Source organism: Sandarakinorhabdus sp. (assembly GCF_040398665.1).
Taxonomy (GTDB): domain Bacteria; phylum Pseudomonadota; class Alphaproteobacteria; order Sphingomonadales; family Sphingomonadaceae; genus Sandarakinorhabdus.
Map to the genome: position 1 here is coordinate 128,243 of NZ_JBBATQ010000002.1, position 23,337 is coordinate 151,579.

A 23,337-nucleotide genomic window follows, 5' to 3' on the forward strand; every position below is an offset into this window, starting at 1 on the left:
CGGATGACAATGTGGGGGCTGCCCGGCAACGGGTGGCCCCCTTTCTTTCAGGGGACTGAGCCACCATCACAGCGCCCCCATCACAGCAACGTCAGCACCTTCCGCACCGTGAACCACGCGCCCCAGCCGAGCGGAACCAGCATTGCGCTCCACGCTGCCGCGCGCAGGCCCCAGCGGGCCGGCGCGGGCGTTTCGGCAGCCGCCATAACCGTCGCCCCAACTTCTGGCGCCCCTCGCCACCAATGCGCCGCCACCGGGCGCACCAGCAGCGCGGCGACCAGCCCCAGCGCCAGCATCGCCGCCATCAGCAGATAGATGGGCGCATAAACCGCTTCGCGGGCCGTGCCGGCGGCCAGACCGGCATCGCGGGCATAGGCGACGAGCAGCGGCCCCAGCACGCCGGCTGTGGACCAGGCGGTGAGCAGGCGGCCATGAATGGCGCCGACATTTGCCGTGCCGAACAGATCGGCGAGCCAGGCCGGCACCGCGGCAAAGCCGCCGCCGTACATCGACGCCACCAGCGCAAAGCAGGCCAGGAACAAGGGCAGCGACGCCGATGCCGAGAACCCGGGCAGTGCCAATCCGTAGCTGGCCGCGCCCAGCGCCAGGATGGCGGCATACATCGCCTTGCGGCCGATGCGATCCGACAGGCTGGCCCAGAAGAAGCGGCCGGCGATGTTGAACAGGCTGATCAGGCCGACAAAGCCGGCGCCGGCGGCGGCTGCGGCAGTTTTTTGGCTCTCCGTGAAATCCTCGAACCGCACGCCGGCTTCGCCAAATAGTCGCCCGCCGAAAATTTCCTGCACCATCGGCGATGCCAGCCCGATGATGCCGATCGATGCCGAGACATTGAGCAGCAGTACCGCCCACACCAGCCAGAATTGCGGGGTGCGGTGGGCATCGGCCAGCGCCACATGGCGCCCGCCGGCCGCGCGTTCCGTCTTGCCCGGCGGCACCCAGCCCGGCGCCGGCAAGCGGAAGCCGAGCGCGCCGCCCGCCATGACCAGCGCATAGAGTGTGGCCAGCACAAGCATCGCCGGCGCGACGCCGACGCTGTCTGGCCCGGCGAAAAAATTCATCAAGCGGTCGGCCGCCGGGCTGCCGACCATGGCGCCGCCGCCAAAGCCCATGATCGCCATGCCGGTGGCGAGGCCGCGGCGATCGGGGAACCATTTGATCAGCGTGGACACCGGCGTGATGTAACCGATGCCAAGGCCAATACCGCCGATCACCCCGGCGCCGAGCCAGAACAACCACAGTTGATGCACCTGCACGCCGACCGCACCGATCGCCATGCCGCCGCTCCAGCAGGCGGCGGCGACCAGGCCGGCCAGCCGCGGCCCGACCCGTTCCACCCAACCACCGAACAGCGCCGCCGACCCGCCGAGCACGACGAAGAACAAGGTGTAGACCCAGACGAGATCGCTCACCCGCCAGTCGCAAGCCGTGGTGACGAGCGCGGTGGCGAGGGTGAGGCTGTCACAAGTGACGCTGTCGGTGATGCCGATGGCGTGGGTGAGCGGCAGCCAGAACACCGAAAAGCCATAGGCCATGCCGATGCACAGATGGATGGCCAGCGCACACGGCGGCACCAGCCAGCGATCATGGCCGGCAGGCGCGGGGGTGTGGACCGTGGATAGCATAGGCGGGGCCATCGTATGTTGGCGGGTTGCAGGGCAGGTTGGCGCCTTATGACCGCGCGTTCCACAAACTCCAAGTCATGCTGGCGCAGGCCAGCATCCACTGCCGAGCGGGAGCCTTGCTGCAGGGTGGATGCTGGCCTGCGCCAGCATGACTGGCTCCCGTATGTCTGAAAGGTCCGTCAGCGCCCCTGCCACACCGGCTTGCGCTTCTGCGCGAAGGCCAGCGGACCCTCGCGCAGATCCTCGCTGCGGAACAGCGCCTGCACGGCCGGAAACGCGCCCTGGCCTTCGTAAGCGGCGCGCAGGGTGGGGGCTTCGAGGCCTTTCAGCACGGCCTGTTTCGACGCGCGCAACGACAGCGGCGAGAGTTCGCACATCGCCGCGGCCAGCGTGCGCGCGGCGGCGAGCAGATCGGCGGCCGGCACCACATCGTGGACGAAGCCCAGCGATTTGCCTTCCGCGGCGGAAACCGTGCGGGCGGTGAGGATCATCGCCATCGCGCGCGACACGCCGATGGCGCGCGGCAGCCGGTGCAGGCCGCCGGCCAGCGCCGCCAGGCCGACCTTGGGTTCGGGCAGGGCAAATGTGGCATTGTCGGACGCCAGGATGATGTCGGCGGCCAGCGCCACTTCGAAACCGCCGCCCATGGCAACGCCGTTCACCGCGGCGATCACCGGCTTGTCGAGATCCCAGCGCGTGGTGAGCCCGCCAAAACCGGATGGCGGCACGGTGATGGCATTGCCTTCGGCCTGCCAGCGCAGATCATTGCCGGCGGAAAAGGCGCGGTCCCCGGCGCCGGTGATGATCGCCACCCAAAGATCGGGATCGGCGGCGAAATCGTTGAACACGCTGTCCAGCTCGGCATTGGTCGGCGGGTGCAGGGCGTTCATGCGTTCGGGGCGGTTGATGGTGACGATCAGGATCTTGCCGTCGCGTTCCACCGTGATGTGATCATAGGCCATGGTAATGTCTCCCTTTGGCCGGGAGTTTGGCACGGCGCCTTGCCTTGGGCGGCCTCATCAAATCCGGGGGCCAAAACGAAAAGGCCCGGCCAGTTGCCTGGCCGGGCCTTCCGCGACGAGACGGAACGATGAACCACCACCCTGCGCCGGCCGGAGCCAAATGCCCCCATCTGCCCCGGCCGGCGCGCGCAGCTGCGACCTTGCGATCGGCGCGCGGCGGTGGAAAACGACTTTCGCCTTTCTCCCCGGACGCCGGCCCTTGCAGGCCGTCATCCTGTTGCAGTTGATATGCCGATTCTTTTGCGCTGTCAGTCGGTGAGAATCGCCAAGCGTGACGAAATCGTGAACTGTGGCGTTAACGTCACACTCTGGCCCCGCACGGTTGGTGCGGTGCGTTGTTGCCGATGCTGTTGCCGGGTGGGCCAGAAATGCTAAGGCCGCGTTCATCCGCGATTGCCGAAAGAAGCCCCGTGCGCCTGTCCAGATTTTTCATGCCCGTCCTGAAGGAAACCCCCGGCGAAGCCCAGGTGATTTCCCACCAGTTGATGCTGCGCGCCGCGATGGTGCGGCAGACAGCGGCGGGAATCTATGCCTGGCTGCCGATGGGCAAGCGCGTGCTGGCCAATATCGAGCGCATCGTGCGGCAAGAGCAGGATCGCGCCGGCGCCATCGAAGTGCTGATGCCCACCATCCAGGGCGCCGATCTGTGGCGGCAATCCGGGCGTTATGATGCCTATGGCCCGGAAATGCTGCGCATCACCGACCGGCATGATCGGGAAATGCTGTTCAGCCCCACGGCCGAGGAATTGTTCACCGCGATTTTCCAGAATGGCGCGAAAAGCTATCGCGACCTGCCGCGCAATCTTTACCAGATCCAGTGGAAGTTCCGTGATGAGGTGCGCCCGCGCTTTGGCGTGCTGCGCGGCCGTGAGTTCCTGATGAAGGATGCCTACAGCTTTGATGCGGATTATGCCGGCGCGCTGCACAGTTATAACCGGATGTTCGTGGCCTATCTGCGCACCTTTGCGACCATGGGCCTGAACGCCATTCCGATGCAGGCCGATACCGGGCCGATCGGCGGCGATCTGTCCCATGAATTCATCGTGCTGGCCCCGACCGGCGAAAGCGATGTGTTTTACCACGAAAACTGGCTGAAGCCGCGTGACACGTCCGGCGTCGATCCCGACGATGCGACGGCGCTCGCCGGGTTCATCGATGGGCTGAACGCCGATTATGCCGCGACCGATGAAAAGCGGGACCTGGCCGCTGAAGCGGCGTGCGGCGCGGCATTGCAGCAATCGAAGGGCATCGAGGTCGGGCAGTTGTTCTACTTCGGCGACAAATATACCGCGCCGCTGGGTGTGAGCGTGCAGGGCAAGGATGGCCAGCCCGTCACACCCTTGATGGGCAGTTACGGCATCGGCGTGTCGCGTCTGGTCGGCGCCATCATCGAGGCTTGCCATGACGAGGCCGGCATTGTCTGGCCCGATGCGGTGGCGCCGTTCCGCGTCGCGCTGATCAACCTGCGCGCCGACGATGGCGCCTGTGCGGCGGCATGTGACAAGCTCTATGCGCAGTTCACGGCGGCCGGCGTTGATGTGCTGTACGACGACCGCGATGAACGCGGCGGGGCGAAATTCGCGACGGCCGATCTGATCGGCCTGCCGTGGCAGGTGATTGTCGGGCCGAAGGGCCTTGGCGCTGGCGTGGTCGAATTGAAGCGCCGCGCGACTGGCGAGCGGGTGGAAGTGCCGATCGAAGCGGTTGTGGGGCGGGTGGTTTGAGGTTGGGGGAGGGCGTGCCATCGCCCCTCTCCCGCCGCGCTGCGCGCGAGTCGACCTCTCCCCAGCGGGGAGAGGTGATCGTTCACCTCTCCCCGCTGGGGAGAGGTCGAGAGATGCCGGAGGCGGCCCGGGAGAGGGGCGCGGGCGCCGAATGATCACCGCCCCATGATCACCGCTTACGAACGCATGATCACCCGGCGCTATCTGCTGCCGGGCAAGGGCGAGGGCTTCATCTTCCTCGTCGCCGGGATCAGCCTGGTGGCCGTGGCGCTGGGCGTTGCCGCGCTGATTGCGGTGATGAGCGTGATGAACGGATTCCGGGCGGAATTGTTCGATCGCATCCTCGGGCTGAACGGCCATGCCGTGGTGCAGGGCTATGGCGGCCGGCTGGAAGACTGGCCGCAGGTGTTGGCCGATGCGAAAGCGCTGCCCGGCGTGACCAGCGCCGTGCCGATGATCGAACAGCCGTTGATGGGCAGCTATGGCGGGCGCGTGGAGGGCGTGGTGGTACGCGGGCTGCGGCTGGATGATCTGCGCGCCAACGCGACCATCGCCAGCAACATCACCGGCGGCAGCCTGAATGCGATGCGGGTGGGCGCGGGCACCGTGGCGATCGGCGCGCGCCTTGCCGAACAATTGGGCGTGCGGGTGGGGGAGCAGATCAGCCTGATCAACCCCGCCGGGCAATCGACGCCGTTCGGCACCGTGCCGCGCATCGTCGCCTATACGGTGGCGGCGGTGTTCGAAGTCGGCGTCTATGATTATGACAAGGCGTTCATCATCATGCCCTTGGAGGACGCGCAGACGCTGATGCGGCTGGATGATGCGGTCGGCATGATCGAGGTGGTGACCGATGATCCTGATCAGGTCGGGCGCATTCTCGATCCGCTGAAGCAGAAGCTGGCGGGCATCGCGGTGGTCAACGATTGGCAGGCCAGCAATTCGGCGCTGTTTTCGGCGCTGGTGGTCGAACAGACGGTGATGTTCTGGGTGCTCTCCATCATCATCGTGGTGGCGGTGTTCAACATTCTTTCGTCGTTGATCATGCTGGTGCGGGCGAAGACGCGCGACATCGCCATCCTGCGCACCATGGGCGCCAGCCGCGCGGCCCTGATGCGGGTGTTCGTGATGGTGGGCACCAGCATCGGTGCGGCCGGGGTGGCGGCGGGGCTGGTGCTGGGCTTTGGCCTGCTGCAGTTCCGGCAGGGCATCGTCGATGGCGTGTCCCGCTTGACCGGCACCGACATCTGGGACCCGTCGGTGCGTTACCTCACCCTGCTGCCGGCGAAGACCGATCCGATGGAGGTGCTTGGCATCGTGTTGCTCACCTTGGCTCTGTCGCTGCTGGCGACGCTGTATCCGGCGTGGAAGGCGGCTTCGACTGATCCGGTCACGGTGCTGCGCTATGAGTGAGGCCGTTCTGGAGACGATCGGGCTCGCCAAGAGCTTCGAGCAGGCGGGCGCGCGCATCGATGTGCTGACCGGCGTCGATCTGGCTGTCGCGCCTGGCGAGATTGTCGCGCTGCTGGGGCCGTCCGGTTCGGGCAAATCGACATTGTTGCAGGCGGTTGGCCTGTTGGAAGGCGGCTTTTCCGGGCGCATCCGGATTTGTGGCGAGGAGGTTGGCAGCCTCGACGATCTGGGGCGCACGCGCGTGCGGCGGCAGCGGTTGGGGTTCGTCTATCAATTCCATCATCTGCTGCCCGATTTCACCGCGCGCGAAAATGTCATGCTGGCGCAGATGGTGGCCGGCGTGCCGGCGCGCGCGGCGACATCGCGCGCCGATGAATTGCTGACGGCGCTGGGCCTCGGCGCGCGGCTCACCCACAAGCCGGCGCAATTGTCCGGCGGGGAGCAGCAGCGCGTTGCGGTGGCGCGCGCATTGGCCAATCGGCCGGCATTGGTGCTGGCCGATGAACCGACCGGCAATCTGGATGAAGCCACGGCGGGGCTGGTGTTGGCGGCGTTTCTGGATCTGGTGCGCGGGCAGGGGGCGGCGGCCCTGGTGGCCACGCACAATCTGGCGCTGGCGCGGCGGATGGATCGGGTGCTGACGCTGCATGAAGGGCGGCTGGTGGCGCTTTAGGGGTTGGCGCCAACGGCACCCACAATCGGTGGTGGATAAGTCGCCGAGCGCCCTTTCCCCCAAGGCCCACGCCGGCCATGATAGGCCATGCCGCACGCCGGATTCGTCCCTCTTCGTTGCCACAGCGCCTTTTCGATGCTGGAAGGCGCCATTCAGCCGGAGCAACTGGCCAAATCGGCGCGCGCCGGCGGGTTCCCGGCCATCGGCCTGGCCGACCGTGCCAACATGTTTGCCGCCATGGATTTTTCGGCCGCCGCCAAGGATGCCGGTGTTCAGCCGCTGATCGGCGCACTGCTGCCGGTGGAACGGCCGGGCACATCTACACCCTTGGGCCGGGCCACGGTCGATTGGCTGGTGCTGTTTGCGCAAGGCGAGGCGGGCTACACCAATCTCATCGCTCTGGTGTCCGACGCGCATCTGGAATCGGAATCCGCCGGCGATCCGGTGTTGCGGATGGAGACGTTGCAGGGCCGCACCGATGGCCTGATCTGCCTGACCGGCGGTGCCGATGGTGCGTTGGCGCGGCTGCTGGCCGATGGACAATCTGCCGACGCGCTTGCCGACAGCCTCGAAGCACTGTTCCCCGGCCGGCTCTATATCGAGATTTCGCGCAGCAATGATCCCATCGAGCTGCGCAGCGAAGCCGGGCTGCTGCGGCTGGCGGCGGCGCGGCATCTGCCGATCGTTGCGACCGCGCCGGTGAAGTTCCTCACCGCCGACATGCACGCCGCGCATGATGTGCTGCTGTGCATCGCCGACAGCGCCTATGTCGAGGCCGAGGACCGGCGCAAATCCAATCCCGAACATTGGCTGAAATCCGCCAAGCAATGGCACGCGCTGTTCGCCGATCTGCCTGAAGCCATCGCCAACACCATTGTCGTGGCGCAGCGCTGCGCCGTGCTGGCACCCAGCCGCAAACCGATCCTGCCGCGCCTGGCCGCTGGCGGCGAGGATGAGGCGCTGCGGGAGGCGGCGTGCGCGGGCCTGGATGCGCGGCTGGCGTTGCTTGGCCTGACCGGCGAGGCGCGCGCCGCGCATGACAAGCAGCTGGCGTTCGAGCTGGATGTCATCATCAACATGGGCTTTGCCGCCTATTTCCTGATCGTGGCCGACTTCATCAAATGGGCGAAGGCGCAAGGCATTCCGGTCGGGCCGGGGCGCGGGTCCGGTGCCGGTTCGGTGGTGGCCTGGGCGCTGACCATCACCGATCTCGATCCGCTGGCGCATGGCCTGTTGTTCGAACGCTTCCTGAATCCCGATCGCGTCTCGATGCCGGATTTCGATATCGATTTCTGCGAAACCCGGCGCGGCGAAGTCATTGATTATGTGCAGGCGCGCTATGGCAAGGACCGGGTGGCGCAGATCATCACCTTCGGGAAGATGAAGGCGCGCGCCGTGCTGAAAGACGTCGGCCGCGTGTTGCAGATCCCCTATGGCCAGACCGACCGGCTGGCGAAATTGGTGCCCAACGCGCCGGCCGATCCATGGACGCTCGATCGCGCCCTGGGCCTGGGCCGCGACAAGGATGGCAACAAGCAGCCCGGCGAACCGCAGTTCATGGCCGAGGTCGAGCGCGACCCCAAGATCAAGGCGCTCGTCGATATCGCGCTGCGACTGGAGGGCCTGCCGCGCCACAGCTCCACCCATGCTGCCGGCGTGGTGATCGGCGATCGGCCGCTGCAACAACTGGTGCCTCTGTATCGCGATCCGCGATCCGACATGCCGGTGACGATGTTCGAAATGAAGGCCGCCGAAAAGGCTGGCCTCGTCAAGTTCGACTTTCTCGGCCTGAAGACGCTGTCGGTGCTCGACCGCGCCGCGCGGATGCTGGCCGAACAGGGCATCGATATCGATTGGGCGACGTTGCCCACCGATGACGCCTTGGTCTATAAATTGATTGCCGAAGGCGACACGGTCGGCGTGTTCCAGTTTGAATCGGAAGGCATGCGCCGCGCGCTCACCCAGGTGCGGCCCGATTGCTTTGCCGATATCGTCGCGCTCGGCGCGCTGTTCCGCCCCGGCCCGATGGAAAATATCCCCAGCTTTGCGGCGCGCAAGGCCGGCCGCGAGAAGGTGACCTTGCTGCACCCGGCGATGGAAAAGACGCTGCGCGAAACCTATGGCATCATCGTCTATCAGGAACAGGTGATGAGCCTGGCGCGCGAGCTGGCCGGCTATAGTCTTGGCGAAGCCGATCTCCTGCGCCGCGCCATGGGCAAGAAGATCCATGCCGAAATGGTGGCGCAAAAGGCACGCTTTGCCGAAGGCGCGGCCGCCAACGGCATCGACCCGGCGACGTCAGAGGCGATTTTCGATCTGATCCTGAAGTTCGCCAACTATGGTTTCAACAAGAGCCATGCGGCGGCCTATGCGGTGATTTCCTACCACACCGCCTGGCTGAAGACGCATCATCGCGCCGTGTTTTACGCCGCGTCGATGGAATATGATCTCGACAACAGCGACCGGCTGGCGGCGTTTGTCGATGATGCCCGGCGTGGGTTGGTGGCGGTGCTGCCGCCCTGCCTGAATGCGTCGGCGGCGGATTTCACCGTGCAGGCCAATGGCTCTGCTCTTGCGGTGCGCTACGCGCTGGCCGGCCTGAAGGGCGTCGGCCGCAAGGCGATGGAGGCGCTGGTCGCCGAGCGGGCTGCCAATGGCCCGTTCCGCGATCTCGCCGATTTCGCGCGGCGCGTTGATCCCAGGGGCCTGAACAAGCGCCAACTGGAAAGCCTGATCGGCGGCGGCGGCTTCGATGCGCTGCACCCCAATCGCGGCGGCGTGCACATGCTGGCCGAAGCCGTGATGGCCAGCGCCAACGCTGCGGCGCAGGAACGCGAATCGGCGCAGGCGGCGCTGTTCGGCGAAAGCGCCGGCGATGATCATGCCCGGCTGGTGCTGATGGTGCCGGCGCAGGCGTGGAGCGAGGCCGAGCGCATGGCGCATGAACAGGAAGCGTTCGGCTTCTTCTTCTCCGGCCACCCGGTCGATGCCTTTGCCAATGTGCTGGTCGCCAACAAGGTGATCACCCATGCCGATGCGCTGGCAACGCCAGCCCCACAGGGCGGCGGCAAGCGCAACGTGATGATGGCCGGGCGGCTGGAGGAACGGCGCTGGCGCACCACCCAGGCCAGCAACCGGCGCTATCAGATGCTGACCTTCTCCGACCGCTCTGGCCAATATGTGGTCAGCTTGTGGGAAGACGAGTTGCAGGAGCGCGTCGAGGCGATGCTGAATGACGCGCCGGCCTTGTTGCTGACGGTCGAATTGCAGTGGCGCGATGCCGACGATGTGCCGCGGCTGACGCTGCGCAGTTTCCAGCCTTTGGCCGAACTGGCCAAGCGCACGCGCGGCCGGCTGGTGGTGCGGCTCGAACAGGCGCACGAGGTGGCGGCCATGCTGGATGTGCTGGCCAAACACCCGGCGCAGGGCCGCGGCGAACTTGTGGCGCAGGTGGCGACGGACGCCGGCACGGCGCGGCTGGTGCTGGGCCGCCGCTGGCTGATCGATGCAGACCTGGAAGCGGCCCTGGCGCGGGCGCTGGGGCCGGACCGGGTGGAGCAGGAAGCGCTCGACCCGCCGCATCTGGCGCTGGTGGGGTAGCCCCAGCCCCTCCCGCAAGCGGGAGGGGAGCAGATTGTGCATGGACCGAACGGCTCCCCTCCCGCTTGCGGGAGGGGCTGGGGGTGGGTTTCGCCGCAAGGGCCTAAGGCACGTCCGGAAACAACCCCTGCGCATGCAGCAGCGCGCCAGTGGTATGCGCCTGCAAATGCGCCGCCGTCACCGTGAAGCGCCCACCGGGCCGCGCCGCCAGTTCGGTCAGGATCAGATTGAACACCCCCAGTCGGCTCCAGCGCATGAAGCGATTATACAGCGTCTTGTGCGGGCCATAGGCGGCCGGAGCGTCGCGCCAGCGCAGATTGTGGCGCAGCACGAAGATGATGCCGGACACAACGCGCCGATCATCCACCCGCGGCACGCCATGGGCGAGCGGGAACAGCGGCGCGATCCGGCGCATCTGCGTTTCAGACAGCAGCCAGGGGCTGGTCATGGCCTGCTCTGCGGCTTGATGGGGCATTTTGCGTAGATCATGGTTAACCGTGAATTTTCCGTGAAACCAGCATGGTTAATGGGTCGCGAATCGAGGCAAATTCGTCAGTATAATGGGTCCCGAATCGATGAGTTAGAAAATCATGATTCATTTCTGCTTCACTTGTGCCGGTTCATAGTCAAAAAAAATGTCGCTTGCCAATGGGTTTCTGGTTGGTAGCAATACCTCTGATGATCGAAATCTGTTGTTCACGTGTCAACGATGATTGGAAATGTCATGGTAAAGTCATTTGCAATTTCTGCCCTGGCCGGCTTGGCTTTGGGAAGTGCTGCGATTTCTGATGCTCAAACTGTGACCCTGACGCCTATTCAGGTGCCAACGGATCTGAACTGGGGGGGGTTATGAATTGAGAGGGGGTGGTTCTGTAACCGGTCTCAATGATGTTGGTCAGTTTGTAGGAATGTTTGGTGAGCAGAACTGGGTCATTTGGGGCGTACCCCATGCCTATATCTATAATTTTCAGAATGGAAATCCAGCCTATGGCATTGGGTCATACAGCCGAACGTCTTCACTCGTCGGCGGACAACAATTCAGGCTTGGCCAACTTGGCGGTTCAATTCGGCCAGATCCAAATTTCAGATATCTTGATGTGGCGCCAGCGACCGGAAGCGACTTCAATTCTCGAACATTCTATCCATCGGCCATAAACAACTCAGGCGTCGTGGTTGGGCGATTTTCCGACTGGGGCTCTCAGGATGTTCCCGTGATTTTTGATATAAATAATTTAACATTGTCTATTCTGTCGGTTCCGAATGCGATATTCGCATCGGCAACCGATATCAATTCTTCAGGTAAAGTTGTCGGTCGTTTCTATGATGGGAGCAGATATTTCGGTTTCACATATTTCAATGGCATATTTACAACGATTGACGCGCCATGGTCTGATTTCACGACTGTCAGCGGGATGAATGACCGCGGAGATGTTATCGGACATACCGGGTGGGGTAATGCATTCATCTGGAACGCTGGAAGCTTCGAGCGTTTTTCCATAACGCCGCATTTCGAGCCCGCTGATATCAACAACCGGAGACAGATTGTTGGGACAATGGGATCGCCAGGCAACCGTCGTGCCACATTATTGGAGGATGGCGCTTATCATGTCTTTGGGCCTCAAGGTACGTGGGGCAACACCATAAACAACCTCGGCATGATCGGTGGCGAGTTCACCAATGGTGGCTTTCTCGTTCGTTCGTCGAGCATCACGGGAGCGGCCGTACCTGAGCCGGCAAGCTGGGCGATGCTGATTGCCGGCTTTGGCCTGACGGGCGCGGCAATGCGGCGGCGGGTTTTGGCGGCGTAGGCCCACCCCCAGCCCCTCCCGCAAGCGGGAGGGGAGCAGCTTGAGCATTGCTGCACGATCGCCCCGCCAGCACACATGGCGCCCCTCCCGCTAGCGGGAGGGGCTGGGGGTGGGTTTCTCAACAATCCGGGTTGAACACGCTCCAGCCCATGCCGTGCGCCAGCCGTTCCAGTGCGGCGGTGCCGAGCAGCGAATTGCCCTGCGGGGACAGGCCGGGGGACCACACCGCGATGCTGGCCCGGCCCGGGGCGATGGCGAGGATGCCGCCGCCGACGCCCGATTTTGCCGGCAGGCCGACCTGGAAGGCGAATTCGCCGCTGGCGTCATAATGGCCGCAGCTCAGCATCAGCGCGGCGATGCGGCGGGCACGTTCCGGGCTGACGATGCAGTGCCCGGTGGCAGGATCGATGCCGCCGTTCATCAGGAACCGCCCGGCGCGGGCGAGTTGCCGGCAGCTCATGGCGATGGCGCACTGGTGGAAATAGGTGGAGAGCGTGGTGTCCACCGGGCCGTCGATGGTGCCGTGTGCCTTCATGAAATGCGCCAGCGCGGCGTTGCGGTGGCCGGTGGCAGCTTCGGAATAGGCGACGGCACCATCGCTGGCGATGCTGTCGTCGCCGGCCAGGTCACGCACCAGTCGCAATATGGCACCGATGCCGGCGCGGCTGTCTTCGCCGGCAGCGACCAGATCGGTGACGGCGATGGCGCCGGCGTTGATGAACGGGTTGCGCGGGCGACCGCCCTCGGCCTCCAGTTGCACGATGGAATTGAAGGCGCTGCCCGATGGTTCGCGGCCCACCCGCGCCCATACGGCGTCCGCGTCGCGGCTGAGCGCTTCGACCAGCGAGAACAGCTTGGAGATCGACTGGATGGAAAAATCCATATCGGCATCCCCGCCCGCCACCTCGCGGCCATCGGCGGTGATCACCACCATGCCGAAATGGTCCGGCGAAACCTTGGCGAGTTCCGGGATATAGTCCGCCACGCGGCCGCGGACCGCAGCGGCAGACATTTCGGCCGTGATTTCGGCCACCAGCCTGTGCAGATCAGCCATCATGTGCTCCCGATTGTGGCCTTCATGCCTTGCACAGGTGGGCCTGTGCAAATGCGCAGGCCGGATCCGCATTTTCGGTTGGCAGGGGCTGTTTGCGTAGTGTATGTCCGTAAATGAGGGGATCAGCCGGGCTGCGGCCCAGGGGAGAGTATATGGCCACGCAACTGAAAGATATCCGCATCACCCAGACGCTGCCGCAGGGCAGTGTGACCTGGCCGCTGCCGCCGCGCGAGCGGCCCGATCTGCCGAACCACGAAACCGCCACGCTGGAAGCCTATCTGAACACGGCGCCGCTGGAAGACGTGGATATCGCCGATCCGCTGTGGTGGGAGACGGACACCAACCGCGTCTATTTCAAGCGGCTGCGCGATGAGGCGCCGGTGTTCTTCACCAGCGTCAACTCCAATCGCCACCGCGGTTTCTGGAACGTGACGCGCTGGGCCGATGTGATGGCGGTGGATACCAACCATCAGGTGTTCAGTTCCGACGCGCATCTGGGCGGCATCACGCTGTTCGATATGGACCCGGATTTCATCATGCCGATGTTCATCGCCATGGACCCGCCGAAGCATGATGTGCAGCGCAAGGCGGTGAACCCGATCGTTTCGGGCACCAACCTGGCCGGTTACGAGGAACTGATCCGCAGCCGCACCTGCGAAGTGCTGGACAGCCTGCCGCGCGGCGAAGCGTTTGACTGGGTGGACAAGGTGTCGATCGAATTGACCAGCCGCATGCTGGCGACGCTGTTCGGCTGGCCACAGGAGCGCCGCCGCATGCTGACCTATTGGTCGGATGTGTCGACGTCCGATCCGGAACTGCCCGGCAACCCCGGCAAGGAAGAGCGGCAGGGCATCCTGCTCGGCATGCTGCAGGAATTCACCATGCTGTGGAACGAGCGGGTGAATGCCGAGCCGACCGGCGATCTGGTGTCGATGCTGGCGCACAATCCCGCCACGCGGAACATGCCGCCGATGGAATTCATGGGCAATCTGGTGCTGCTGATCGTCGGTGGCAACGATACCACCCGCAATTCGATCAGCGGTGGCCTGTATTTCCTCAACAAGAATCCGGGCGAATATGCCAAGCTGCGCGCCAATCCGGCGCTGGTGGAAAACATGGTCAGCGAAATCATCCGCTACCAAGTGCCGCTGGCCCATATGCGCCGCACGGCTCTGCAAGATACGGTGCTGGGTGGCCAGTTGATCCACAAGGGTGACAAGGTGGTGATGTGGTACGCCTCGGCCAACCGCGACGAACGGGCGGTCGAGAATCCGGACGACTTCATCATTGATCGGCCGCGTGCCCGCCAGCACATGAGCTTCGGCTTCGGCATCCACCGCTGCGTCGGCAATCGCCTGGCGGAATTGCAGTTGAAGATCCTGTGGGAAGAAATTCTCAAGCGCTTTGACACGATCGAAGTGATCGGTGAACCGGAACGGGTGCCCAGCGCCTTCGTGAAGGGTTACAAATCGCTGATGGTCCGCATTCCGGCATAACTGGGGGTACAATGGTCAAGATCATCTATGTCGAGCACAACGGTGCTCGCCACGCCATCGACGTGGCTGAAGGTGAGAACCTGATGGAAGGCGCGTTGCAGAACAATGTGCCGGGCATCGATGGCGATTGCGGCGGCAACGCCGCCTGCGCCACCTGCCACTGCTATATCCCGTCGGAATGGGAAGCGGTGACCGGCGAGCGTTCCGAAACGGAAGACGCCATGATCGAACTGGCGGACACGGCCAAGCCGAACAGCCGGCTGGCGTGCCAGATCAAGGCGAGCGCGGCGATGGACGGGATGGAAGTGCATATGCCGTCGAGCCAGCATTGATCGCAGCCAGGCGTGAAAATAGCGGCAGCTATTTTCCGACTCTGGCAAGATCGGACGGCGAGCGAAAAGGGCGGGGCATTCCCCGCCCTTTTTGACTCGTCCGACCCCGGATCAAGTCCGGGGCAGGCATTGCGGCTTTGCCGCGCTCTTCCTTCCTTTCTTCTCTTCTTCACAAGCCAAACGGACTCGGCGGCTTCGCCGCCGGCCGTGCCCGCCGCGCCCGAACTTGGCACGAGCGGCACGTCCCCACCCCCAGCCCCTCCTCTGAGCCGAAGGCGAGCTAGCTCAACGGGAGGGGAGTGGCTCGTCGCCCCAGCGGCGCATCCCACCCCCAGCCCCTCCCGCAAGCGGGAGGGGAGCCGCTTGTGCCTGTTGCGCAGCCGGTGCAATCGCGCCACAACCCGGCAATATCAACCGGGGGACCCCATATGCCCATCTCGCTCCACGCCGCGTTCGTGCCTTCCTGCCGCCAGGTCATCGCTGGTTGCCTCGGCGTGTTGGCCAAGGCCGAAGCCGCCGGCATCGGCGATCTGGCCGAGGCGAAGCTGGCGCCCGACATGTTCCCGCTGGCCTTCCAGGTGCAGAGCGTGGCCGGGCACAGCGCGGGGGCCATCGCGGCGATGCGCACCGGCCAGTTCAGCCCCGGCGGCGGCTTTGCCATGCCAGGCGCGGATTATGCCAGCTTCACGGCGATGCTGACCGAGGCCGATGCGGCGCTGGCGGCGGTGACCGAGGCGGAGATGGAGAGCTTCATCGGCGGCGACACCGCGTTCGTGTTCGGTGAGCGGCGGATGCCGTTCAAGAGCGAGGATTTCCTGCTGAGCTTTGCCCAACCCAATTTCTATTTCCACGCCTCGATGATCTATGGGATTTTCCGCAACAAGGGTGTGGCGCTGGGCAAGAAGGATTATCTGGGCCGGCCCCGAATGGCGGTTTGAAACCATCCGCCTGAGCGGGGCAACCCGAGCGCGGCAATCAGCTTGTCGCATTGCAGCCCGAGCGGCGCGGTTGCATACGCCGGCACAAAGGAGATCATCCATGCGCATCCCCCTCATCCTCGTTGCCCTTCTCGCCGCGCCGGCCTGGGCTGCGCCTGTCACCCAGGCAGCGCCCAACGTGCCGGAAAAATCCCCGGCCTTTCCCGGTCAGACCCGCGCCGAAGCGGTGGTGTCGAAAACCAAGCTGACCGTCACCGAAATCGCCACCGGCCTGAACAAGCCGTGGGGCGTGGCCATCCTGCCCGATGGCCGCTTTCTGGTCAGCGAGAAGGCCGCCGGGCGACTGACGATCGTGAGCAAGGACGGCACGAAAACCCCGCTCACCGGCACGCCGGCCACCGATATGCGCAACCAGGGCGGCATGCTCGGCGTGGCGGCACCCGGCGATGGCTTTGTCTATTGGAGCTATGCCGAGCCGCGTGAAGGCGGCAATGGCACATCGGTGGCGCGCGGGCATCTGGTCGGCAGCGAAATCCGCGACGTGACGGTGATCTTCCGCCAATTGCCGACGCTGGAATCCGCGCAGCATTATGGCGGGCGCCTGGTGTTTCCCAAGGATGGCACGCTGATCATCACGCTCGGTGAACGTTCGATCCTGGCCGGGCGCATGCAGGCGCAGAAGATGGACAGCCTGCTCGGCAAGATCGTGCGGGTGAACCGCGATGGCTCGATCCCCAGGAACAATCCGTTCGTGAATGCGCCCGATGTGCGGCCGGAAATCTGGAGCTATGGCAACCGCAATGTGCAGGGCGCCGCATTGGATGCCAAGGGCCGGCTGTGGGAAGTGGAGCATGGCCCGCAGGGCGGTGACGAGCTGAACCAGATCCAGATGGGCCGCGATTATGGCTGGCCGAGCATCACTTATGGCGAGGAATATTCGGGCAAGCCGATTGCCGACAACGCCACCCAGGCGCCGGGCATGGAACAGCCGATCTATTATTGGGATCCGGTGATCGGCCCGTCAGGCCTGATTTTCCACAGCGGCAAGGGCGCGCCGGAGTACAAGGGCAATATCTTTGCCGGCGGCCTGCGCGTGCAATCGCTGGTGCGGCTGGTGCTGAACGGCGACAAGGTGGTCGGCGAGGAACGCCTGCTCACTGACCGCAAGGAGCGTATCCGCGATGTCATCGAGGGCCCTGATGGCGCGATGTATCTGTTGACGGATGATATCAACGGGAAGTTGCTGAAGGTGACGGCTGGGAAGTGACTTCTCTTCGTCGTCCCGTGCTTGACGCGGGGTTTGGCTTTCTGGCGTCGGTGGAAACAGCAAAGCCAAGCCCCGCGTCAAGCGCGGGGTGACGAAGGAGGGGGCAGACGCTTGACGCCGCCCACCCCGTTCGCTAAGCGCGCCACTCTCAAACCCCACGCGGGGGGACATATCCGGTGCCGGGCATGACGCTCGTCCACTCCCCCGCGGCGGCTCAACCGGAGGCAAAGTTACTATGGCGGCTCCCGTCGTTTCCATGGCGAATCTGCTCGAAGCAGGCGCCCATTTCGGTCACCAGACGCATCGCTGGAACCCGAAGATGAAACCCTACATCTTTGGTGAGCGCAACGGCGTCCACATCATCGATCTCAGCCAGACCGTGCCACTGTTTGCGCGCGCGCTCGATTTCACGCGCGCTGCCGTGCAGCATGGCGGCAAGGTGCTGTTCGTCGGCACCAAGCGCCAGGCGCAGGACCCGATTGCCGAAGCCGCGCGCCGCTGTGGCCAGCATTATGTCAACCATCGCTGGCTGGGCGGCATGCTCACCAACTGGAAGACGATTTCGGGTTCGATCCGCAAGTTCAAGCAGCTTGAGGAAACCTTGTCGGGCGACACCACCGGCTTCACCAAGAAGGAAGTGCTGAAGCTCACCCGCGCGCGCGACAAGTTCGAAGCGTCGCTGGGCGGCATCCGCGACATGGGCGGCCTGCCGGACGTGATCTTCATCATCGACGTCAACAAGGAAGAGTTGGCCGTCAAGGAAGCCAATGTGCTGGGCATTCCGGTGGTGGCAATTCTCGATACCAACACCGATCCGTCGGGCATCGCCTTCCCGGTGCCGGGCAATGACGATGCCAGCCGCGCCATCCTGCTGTATGTCAACGCCATCGCCGATGCGGTGATCGATGCCCGCCAGGGCCGCGCTGCCGACATGGGCATCGATCTGGGCGCCATGGAAGAAGCCCCGGCCGAATATTTCGCGGACGAACCGGTGATCGAAGCCGCACCGGTGCTGACCGAAGCGGCTGCGCTTGACGAGGCGGCCGCCGAGGCACCGACGGCCTGAGCCTGTCCCTCGTGATTGTCGGGAGGCCGGGCGCATGAGCGCCCGGCTTCTTGTCACACCATTTTCATATTGGCGGCGCATTGCCCCGCCATTCCCACGAACCGAAGGAGCATCCCATGGCTGATATCACTGCCGGCATGGTGAAGGATCTGCGCGACAAGACGGGCGCAGGCATGATGGATTGCAAGAAGGCATTGGCCGAAACCGCTGGTGACATGGAAGCCGCCATCGATTGGCTGCGCGCCAAGGGCCTGGCATCGGCCGCCAAGAAGGCGGGCCGCACGGCGGCCGAGGGTCTGGTCGGTGTTGCCGTTTCGGGCACCAAGGGCGCTGCGGTCGAAGTGAACAGCGAGACTGATTTCGTCGCCAAGAACGAGATTTTCCAGGGCTTCGTGTCGACGGTGACCGGTCTGGCGCTGGCCACCGGTGCCGACGCGGCGGCGCTGGCGAACCTGCCCTATCCCGACAGCGAAACCAGCGTGGCCGAAAAGCTGACCGCCAACATCGCCACCATCGGCGAGCAGCAGGCGCTGCGCCGCACGGCCATCCTGGAAGTGAGCCAGGGCGTTGTGGCCGCTTATGTGCACAACGCGGTGGTGCCCGGTTTGGGCCGTATCGGCGTGCTGGTCGGCCTGGAATCCGCGGCCGACGCCGCCGTGCTGGAGCCGCTGGCCAAGCAGATCGCCATGCATGTTGCCGCGGCCAGCCCGCTGGCGCTCGATGAAGCCGGCCTCGATCCGGCGCTGATCGAGCGTGAGCGCGCCATCGCCCGCGAAAAGGCTGCCGGCAGCGGCAAGCCGGCCGACATCATCGAAAAGATGATCGAAGGCGGCGTGCGCAAGTTCGCCCAGGAAAGCGCGCTGATCACGCAGTTGTTCGTGATCGACGGCAAGACCAAGGTGGGTGATGTTGTCGCCGCGGCTGCCAAGGCTGCCGGCACCGCCATCACGCTGAAGGGCTTTGTGCGCATGCAGCTTGGTGAAGGCATCGAGAAGCAGCAGAGCGATTTCGCTGCGGAAGTGGCGGCTGCAGCCGGCCTGTAATTTTCGCGGGCAAGCATTTTGGGGGCGGGCAGGGGCAACCTTGCCCGCCCTTTTTCTTGGCATTGTGCCCGCAAGGCCATGTCCAAGCGCATCCCATCCACCGATTTTCGCACCCTTCCGCTTGGCAGTCGCACCAAGCGCCGCTAGTGACCGTGTAGTTTCAACAGCGTCAGAGACCTATCGCGCCATGCCCGGCTTCAAACGTATCCTTCTGAAGCTGTCCGGCGAAGTGCTGATGGGGCAGGGCGCCTATGGCATTGATCCCGAAGAAGCCACCCGCATCGCCGGAGAGGTGAAGGCGGTGCATGATACTGGGGCGGAAATCTGCATCGTGGTGGGCGGCGGCAATATCTTCCGCGGCCTGGCGGCAGCGGCCAAGGGCTTTGATCGCGGCAGTGCCGATTACATGGGCATGCTGGCCACGGTGATGAACGCGCTGGCCATGCAGAATGCGCTGGAAAACATCGGTGTCGAAACCCGCGTGCAATCGGCGATCCCGATGCCGAGCGTGTGCGAGCCGTACATCCGCCGCCGCGCCGAACGCCATCTGGAAAAGGGCCGCGTGGTGATCTTTGCCGCCGGCACCGGCAACCCGTTTTTCACCACCGATACCGGCGCGGCCTTGCGCGCGGCGGAAATGAACTGCGATGCGCTGTTCAAGGGCACCAGTGTCGATGGCGTTTATGATGCCGATCCCAAGCAGGTGGCCACGGCGCGCCGTTATGACAGCGTGAGTTTCTCACGGGTGCTCGCCGACAATCTGAAGGTGATGGACGCCAGCGCGGTTTCGATGTGCCGCGACAATGATATCCCGATCATCGTGTTCTGCATCCGCGAACCCGGCATGTTGTTGTCGGTGTTGCGCGGCGAAGGCACGTCGACCATCGTGACAGGAGAAGGAGCGCCGCATGGCTGATTTCGCACCAGGCCCCTGGAAGGCCGATCTTGAACGCCGCACGGCCGGCGCCGTCGACGCATTGAAGCATGATCTGGGCAGTTTGCGCACCGGTCGTGCCAACACTTCGCTGCTCGATACCGTGCATGTCGAGGTCTATGGCGCCAGCATGCCGCTCAGCCAATTGGCGACCGTGACGGCGCCGGAAGCCCGCATGCTGAGCGTGCAGGTGTGGGACAAGAGCAATGTGACCCCGGTGGAAAAGGCCATTCGCGCCGCCGGCCTGGGCCTCAATCCGATCACCGACGGCCAGACGCTGCGCCTGCCGATCCCGGACATGACCGAGGAACGCCGCAAGGAGATGGTCAAGTTGGCCGGCACTTATGCGGAAAAGGCCAAGATCGCCGCCCGCAACGTGCGCCGCGACGGCATGGAATCGCTCAAGGCCGCCGAGAAGAAGGGCAAGATCAGCCAGGACGAGCAGAAGCGGCATGAAGCCGAGGTGCAGAAGATCACCGACAAGGCTATGACCGACATCGACGCCACGGTGGCCGCCAAGGAAAAGGAAATCCTGGGCCGGTGAAGCCGGCGGCGGCCTCGTTGGTGGATACCGGCACTGTGTGCCGGCATCTGGCCATCATCATGGATGGCAATGGCCGCTGGGCCAAGGCCCGGCGCCTGCCACGCATCGCCGGCCACCGCGAAGGCGTGGAGGCCGTGCGGCGGGTGGTGGAGGCCGCACCCGGACTGGGGCTGGAAGTGCTGACGCTTTATGCCTTTTCCAGCGAGAACTGGAAGCGTCCGCCGGATGAAGTCACCGATCTGATGGGCCTGCTCAAACATTATGTGCGCAGCGAGATCGAGGCCTTGCACAGGAACGACGTGTGCCTGGATTTCATCGGCGATTGGCGCGCGCTGAAACCCGATCTGGTGCAGTTGCTGGAAGATGCGCGGGCGCGCACGGCCGGCAATCGCCGGCTCAAGCTGGTGATGGCGCTGAACTATGGCGGGCAAAGTGAACTGGTGCGCGCGGCACAGCGCCTGGCCACAGACGTGGCGGCTGGGCAGCTTGATCCCGATGCGATCGGGCTGGACGCGCTGGAAAGCCGGCTCGACACCGCCGGCATGCCGCCGCCGGATGCAGTGTTGCGCACATCGGGCGAGCTGCGCCTGTCGAACTTCCTGTTGTGGCAATCAGCCTATGCCGAATTTCTGGTCACCGACACGCTGTGGCCGGATTTCGATGGTCCGGCGCTGGCGCGGTCGCTGGATGAATTTGCACGCCGCGAACGGCGTTTTGGCGGGCGTTGAGCGGGATGCAGCGCCAATTGCGCCAGCGGGTAATCACCGGCATCGCACTGGTGACGGTGGCGGTGGCCGCGCTGTGGTTTGGCGGCGTGGCCTTTGCCGGGCTGGTGGCGGCGGCCGTGCTGGTGATGTTCAGCGAATGGGCGGCGATGCACCGCTTGCCATCGTTGTTGCGCCGCCTGGGGCTGGCGGTGCTGGGCGCGGCGGTGTGGGTCATCGCCGTGATAGGCAATCCGGCGGAATCGCTGATGCTGCTGGGTGGCGGCGCGGCGATTATGTTCATTTTTGCCGGTACCTATGCCGCGCCGGAGGTGAATGTGGCCAAGGGCGGCCGACGGGGCTTTGCGCCGCGCGCCGCGCGCAGTGCGGCATTGGGGCTGCTCTATAGCGGCCTGCCGGCGGTGGCATTGATCTGGCTGCGCGCCCTGCCGTGGGGCTTTCATGCCACCCTGTCCGTGATGGCGGTGGTGTGGGGCGCCGATATCGCCGCCTATTTCACCGGGCGGGCCCTTGGTGGCCCGAAACTGGCACCTTCGATCAGCCCGAACAAAACCTGGAGCGGCGCAGCCGGTGGCCTGCTGGGTGCGATTGCAGTGGCTGGTGCCATGCTGCTGATCTGGCCTGGCTATGCAAATCCGGCCGGTGCGCTGCGCTTGCTGCCGCTGGCGGTGCTGCTGGCGATCCTGTCCATCCTGGGGGATTTGTACGAAAGCAGCTTGAAGCGCCGCGCCGGCGTGAAGGACAGCGGGACCTTGCTGCCCGGCCATGGCGGTGTGATGGACCGGCTGGATGGGCTGGTGCCGGCGGCCGTGGCGGGAGCCGCGGCTTTTGCCCTGAGCAGCTGGATTTTGCCGACGGGGTGGGCGGGATGACGGGTGTAGAATGACTCGCAGTTTGACCATCCTGGGCGCCACCGGATCGGTGGGCAGCCAGGCGCTCGATCTGGTGGCGCGCAATCCCGGCCGCTGGCAGGTGGAGGCGCTGACCGCGGGCAGCGATATCGAAGGCCTGGCGCAAGCCGCCCGCAACTGCGGCGCGCGCTTTGCCGCGGTGGCCGATACCAGCAAGGGCGCGGCATTGAAGGCGTTGCTGGCGGGCAGCGGCATTGAATCCGCCGCCGGCGCCGATGCGGTGATCGAGGCGGCCGCGCGTGATGCCGAGATCGTCATCACGGCCGTGATGGGCGCGGTTGGTCTGGCGCCGACCATGGCGGCCGTGCGGCGCGGCGCGCAGATCGGCATTGCCAACAAGGAGACGCTCGTTTGCGCCGGCCCGGTGGTGACAGCCGCCGCCAGGCAGCATGGTGCAACGCTGCTGCCGGTGGACAGTGAGCATAACGCGATTTTCCAGGTGTTCCCGCACGATGATCCGGCCCAGGTCGAGCGCGTCATCCTGACGGCCAGCGGTGGCCCGTTCCGCAGCCGCAGCCGCGACACGCTGCGCGAGGTGAGCGTGGCAGAAGCCTGCAAGCATCCGACCTGGTCGATGGGCGCCAAGATCAGCATCGACAGTGCGACCCTCATGAACAAGGGGCTGGAACTGATCGAGGCGGCGCAACTGTTCCCGGTGGATATCGCCAGGCTGGATGTGATCGTCCACCCGCAATCGGTGATCCATTCGATGGTGGAATATGTCGATGGCAGCGTGCTGGCGCAACTGGGCAGCCCGGACATGCGCATCCCCATCGCCTATGCCATGGGCTGGCCGGAACGCATTGCAACGCCGGCTGCGCGGCTCGATTTTGCGCAGGTGGCCAACCTGTCGTTCGAAGCCCCTGATCTGGAACGTTTTCCCTGCCTGGCGCTGGCCTGGGCGGCGATGCGTGCGGGGGGCAGTGCGCCGTGCATCCTGAATGCCGCCAATGAAATTGCCGTGGCGGCGTTCATCAATGGGCAAGCAAGCTTCCTTGATATCGATGCCATCGTAGCGGAGACATTGAACATGGTGGCATCGGGCCCGGTGGCGACCCTGGAAGAGGTGGTGGCGATTGACGCCGCGGCCCGCGCCGCTGCGCGCACGCTGGTGGCGCGGCGGGCAGCATGAAGGGGCGGGCAG

At 64.8% G+C, this 23,337-nt stretch carries 19 protein-coding genes and 1 pseudogene; 16 read left to right on the forward strand and 4 right to left on the reverse strand.

The window, feature by feature from the left end:
- Nucleotides 1-80: 80 nt before the first annotated feature.
- Nucleotides 81-1,643 carry an OFA family MFS transporter gene (locus tag ABWP22_RS03385; protein WP_353198537.1) on the reverse strand — a complete coding sequence of 521 codons (1,563 nt, stop codon included), beginning with the start codon at nt 1,641-1,643 and terminating at the stop codon, nt 81-83.
- 179 nt (nt 1,644-1,822) lie between these two features.
- Nucleotides 1,823-2,605: an enoyl-CoA hydratase-related protein gene (locus tag ABWP22_RS03390; protein WP_353198538.1), complete on the reverse strand. Its 783-nt coding sequence runs from the start codon at nt 2,603-2,605 to the stop codon at nt 1,823-1,825.
- Nucleotides 2,606-3,075: 470 nt separating this feature from the next.
- Here ABWP22_RS03390 and proS point away from each other — a divergent pair, with 470 nt between their 5' ends.
- The 4 genes from proS to dnaE all read left to right on the forward strand — a co-directional run bounded on the left by proS (nt 3,076) and on the right by dnaE (nt 10,075).
- On the forward strand, nt 3,076-4,389 hold the full coding sequence (gene proS, locus ABWP22_RS03395) for a proline--tRNA ligase (RefSeq protein ID WP_353198539.1): 1,314 nt from the start codon (nt 3,076-3,078) through the stop codon (nt 4,387-4,389).
- A 165-nt stretch (nt 4,390-4,554) separates the two neighbouring features.
- On the forward strand, nt 4,555-5,802 hold the full coding sequence (locus tag ABWP22_RS03400) for a lipoprotein-releasing ABC transporter permease subunit (RefSeq protein WP_353198540.1): 1,248 nt from the start codon (nt 4,555-4,557) through the stop codon (nt 5,800-5,802).
- Nucleotides 5,795-6,475 carry an ABC transporter ATP-binding protein gene (locus ABWP22_RS03405; RefSeq protein WP_353198541.1) on the forward strand — a complete coding sequence of 227 codons (681 nt, stop codon included), beginning with the start codon at nt 5,795-5,797 and terminating at the stop codon, nt 6,473-6,475. Before ABWP22_RS03400 ends, ABWP22_RS03405 begins: the two co-directional genes overlap by 8 nt.
- Nucleotides 6,476-6,562: 87 nt before the next feature.
- The gene (gene dnaE / locus ABWP22_RS03410; protein ID WP_353198542.1) at nt 6,563-10,075 is read left to right on the forward strand and encodes a DNA polymerase III subunit alpha; all 3,513 of its coding nucleotides are present in this window, start codon (nt 6,563-6,565) and stop codon (nt 10,073-10,075) included.
- Nucleotides 10,076-10,178: 103 nt separating this feature from the next.
- On the opposite strand, the gene ABWP22_RS03415 is transcribed toward dnaE, so the two are convergent.
- Entirely contained in the window at nt 10,179-10,523 is a 345-nt protein-coding gene (locus tag ABWP22_RS03415) for a transposase (protein WP_353198543.1), read from the reverse strand.
- 1,255 nt (nt 10,524-11,778) lie between these two features.
- On the opposite strand from ABWP22_RS03415, the pseudogene ABWP22_RS15665 reads away from it, so the two are divergent.
- Nucleotides 11,779-11,883: pseudogene (locus ABWP22_RS15665) on the forward strand (PEPxxWA-CTERM sorting domain-containing protein); the annotation flags it as partial.
- Nucleotides 11,884-12,001: 118 nt separating this feature from the next.
- On the opposite strand, the gene ABWP22_RS03425 reads toward ABWP22_RS15665, so the two are convergent.
- Nucleotides 12,002-12,940: a glutaminase gene (locus ABWP22_RS03425; RefSeq protein ID WP_353198545.1), complete on the reverse strand. Its 939-nt coding sequence runs from the start codon at nt 12,938-12,940 to the stop codon at nt 12,002-12,004.
- A gap of 110 nt (nt 12,941-13,050) precedes the next feature.
- Between ABWP22_RS03425 and ABWP22_RS03430 the strand changes: the two genes are divergently transcribed.
- The 11 genes from ABWP22_RS03430 (at nt 13,051) to ABWP22_RS03480 (ending at nt 23,325) form a co-directional block, all read left to right on the forward strand.
- The gene (locus ABWP22_RS03430; protein ID WP_353198546.1) at nt 13,051-14,433 is read left to right on the forward strand and encodes a cytochrome P450; all 1,383 of its coding nucleotides are present in this window, start codon (nt 13,051-13,053) and stop codon (nt 14,431-14,433) included.
- A gap of 11 nt (nt 14,434-14,444) precedes the next feature.
- Nucleotides 14,445-14,765 (forward strand): 2Fe-2S iron-sulfur cluster-binding protein, encoded by a 321-nt coding sequence (locus tag ABWP22_RS03435; RefSeq protein WP_353198547.1) that lies wholly within the window; start codon nt 14,445-14,447, stop codon nt 14,763-14,765.
- 428 nt (nt 14,766-15,193) lie between these two features.
- Nucleotides 15,194-15,703 (forward strand): DUF1993 family protein, encoded by a 510-nt coding sequence (locus ABWP22_RS03440; protein WP_353198548.1) that lies wholly within the window; start codon nt 15,194-15,196, stop codon nt 15,701-15,703.
- Nucleotides 15,704-15,803: 100 nt separating this feature from the next.
- Entirely contained in the window at nt 15,804-16,970 is a 1,167-nt protein-coding gene (locus ABWP22_RS03445) for a PQQ-dependent sugar dehydrogenase (protein ID WP_353198549.1), read from the forward strand.
- A 235-nt stretch (nt 16,971-17,205) separates the two neighbouring features.
- Entirely contained in the window at nt 17,206-18,036 is an 831-nt protein-coding gene (rpsB, locus tag ABWP22_RS03450) for a 30S ribosomal protein S2 (protein WP_353198550.1), read from the forward strand.
- Nucleotides 18,037-18,152: 116 nt separating this feature from the next.
- On the forward strand, nt 18,153-19,079 hold the full coding sequence (tsf, locus tag ABWP22_RS03455) for a translation elongation factor Ts (RefSeq protein WP_353198551.1): 927 nt from the start codon (nt 18,153-18,155) through the stop codon (nt 19,077-19,079).
- 187 nt (nt 19,080-19,266) lie between these two features.
- Complete coding sequence (gene pyrH, locus ABWP22_RS03460) at nt 19,267-19,995, forward strand: UMP kinase (RefSeq protein WP_353198552.1); 729 nt, start codon at nt 19,267-19,269, stop codon at nt 19,993-19,995.
- Entirely contained in the window at nt 19,988-20,557 is a 570-nt protein-coding gene (frr, locus tag ABWP22_RS03465; protein WP_353198553.1) for a ribosome recycling factor, read from the forward strand. The genes pyrH and frr overlap by 8 nt, the downstream gene beginning before the upstream one ends.
- Nucleotides 20,554-21,285 carry an isoprenyl transferase gene (locus tag ABWP22_RS03470; protein ID WP_353198554.1) on the forward strand — a complete coding sequence of 244 codons (732 nt, stop codon included), beginning with the start codon at nt 20,554-20,556 and terminating at the stop codon, nt 21,283-21,285. The genes frr and ABWP22_RS03470 overlap by 4 nt, the downstream gene beginning before the upstream one ends.
- 5 nt (nt 21,286-21,290) lie before the next feature.
- The gene (locus ABWP22_RS03475) at nt 21,291-22,154 is read left to right on the forward strand and encodes a phosphatidate cytidylyltransferase (protein ID WP_353198555.1); all 864 of its coding nucleotides are present in this window, start codon (nt 21,291-21,293) and stop codon (nt 22,152-22,154) included.
- Between the two features lie 10 nt (nt 22,155-22,164).
- Nucleotides 22,165-23,325 (forward strand): 1-deoxy-D-xylulose-5-phosphate reductoisomerase, encoded by a 1,161-nt coding sequence (locus tag ABWP22_RS03480; RefSeq protein WP_353198556.1) that lies wholly within the window; start codon nt 22,165-22,167, stop codon nt 23,323-23,325.
- The last annotated feature ends 12 nt before the right edge of the window (nt 23,326-23,337 follow it).

What these genes read in the sequence shown, in the direction of transcription:
- ABWP22_RS03385 (WP_353198537.1), bottom strand. Translation starts at nt 1,643, where the DNA reads ATGCTATCCACGGTCCACACCCCCGCGCCTGCCGGCCATGATCGCTGG.
- ABWP22_RS03390 (WP_353198538.1), bottom strand. Translation starts at nt 2,605, where the DNA reads ATGGCCTATGATCACATCACGGTGGAACGCGACGGCAAGATCCTGATC.
- ABWP22_RS03400 (WP_353198540.1), top strand. Translation starts at nt 4,555, where the DNA reads ATGATCACCGCTTACGAACGCATGATCACCCGGCGCTATCTGCTGCCG.
- ABWP22_RS03405 (WP_353198541.1), top strand. Translation starts at nt 5,795, where the DNA reads ATGAGTGAGGCCGTTCTGGAGACGATCGGGCTCGCCAAGAGCTTCGAG.
- dnaE (WP_353198542.1), top strand. Translation starts at nt 6,563, where the DNA reads ATGCCGCACGCCGGATTCGTCCCTCTTCGTTGCCACAGCGCCTTTTCG.
- ABWP22_RS03415 (WP_353198543.1), bottom strand. Translation starts at nt 10,523, where the DNA reads ATGACCAGCCCCTGGCTGCTGTCTGAAACGCAGATGCGCCGGATCGCG.
- ABWP22_RS03425 (WP_353198545.1), bottom strand. Translation starts at nt 12,940, where the DNA reads ATGATGGCTGATCTGCACAGGCTGGTGGCCGAAATCACGGCCGAAATG.
- ABWP22_RS03430 (WP_353198546.1), top strand. Translation starts at nt 13,051, where the DNA reads ATGAGGGGATCAGCCGGGCTGCGGCCCAGGGGAGAGTATATGGCCACG.
- ABWP22_RS03435 (WP_353198547.1), top strand. Translation starts at nt 14,445, where the DNA reads ATGGTCAAGATCATCTATGTCGAGCACAACGGTGCTCGCCACGCCATC.
- ABWP22_RS03440 (WP_353198548.1), top strand. Translation starts at nt 15,194, where the DNA reads ATGCCCATCTCGCTCCACGCCGCGTTCGTGCCTTCCTGCCGCCAGGTC.
- ABWP22_RS03445 (WP_353198549.1), top strand. Translation starts at nt 15,804, where the DNA reads ATGCGCATCCCCCTCATCCTCGTTGCCCTTCTCGCCGCGCCGGCCTGG.
- rpsB (WP_353198550.1), top strand. Translation starts at nt 17,206, where the DNA reads ATGGCGGCTCCCGTCGTTTCCATGGCGAATCTGCTCGAAGCAGGCGCC.
- tsf (WP_353198551.1), top strand. Translation starts at nt 18,153, where the DNA reads ATGGCTGATATCACTGCCGGCATGGTGAAGGATCTGCGCGACAAGACG.
- pyrH (WP_353198552.1), top strand. Translation starts at nt 19,267, where the DNA reads ATGCCCGGCTTCAAACGTATCCTTCTGAAGCTGTCCGGCGAAGTGCTG.
- frr (WP_353198553.1), top strand. Translation starts at nt 19,988, where the DNA reads ATGGCTGATTTCGCACCAGGCCCCTGGAAGGCCGATCTTGAACGCCGC.
- ABWP22_RS03475 (WP_353198555.1), top strand. Translation starts at nt 21,291, where the DNA reads ATGCAGCGCCAATTGCGCCAGCGGGTAATCACCGGCATCGCACTGGTG.
- ABWP22_RS03480 (WP_353198556.1), top strand. Translation starts at nt 22,165, where the DNA reads ATGACTCGCAGTTTGACCATCCTGGGCGCCACCGGATCGGTGGGCAGC.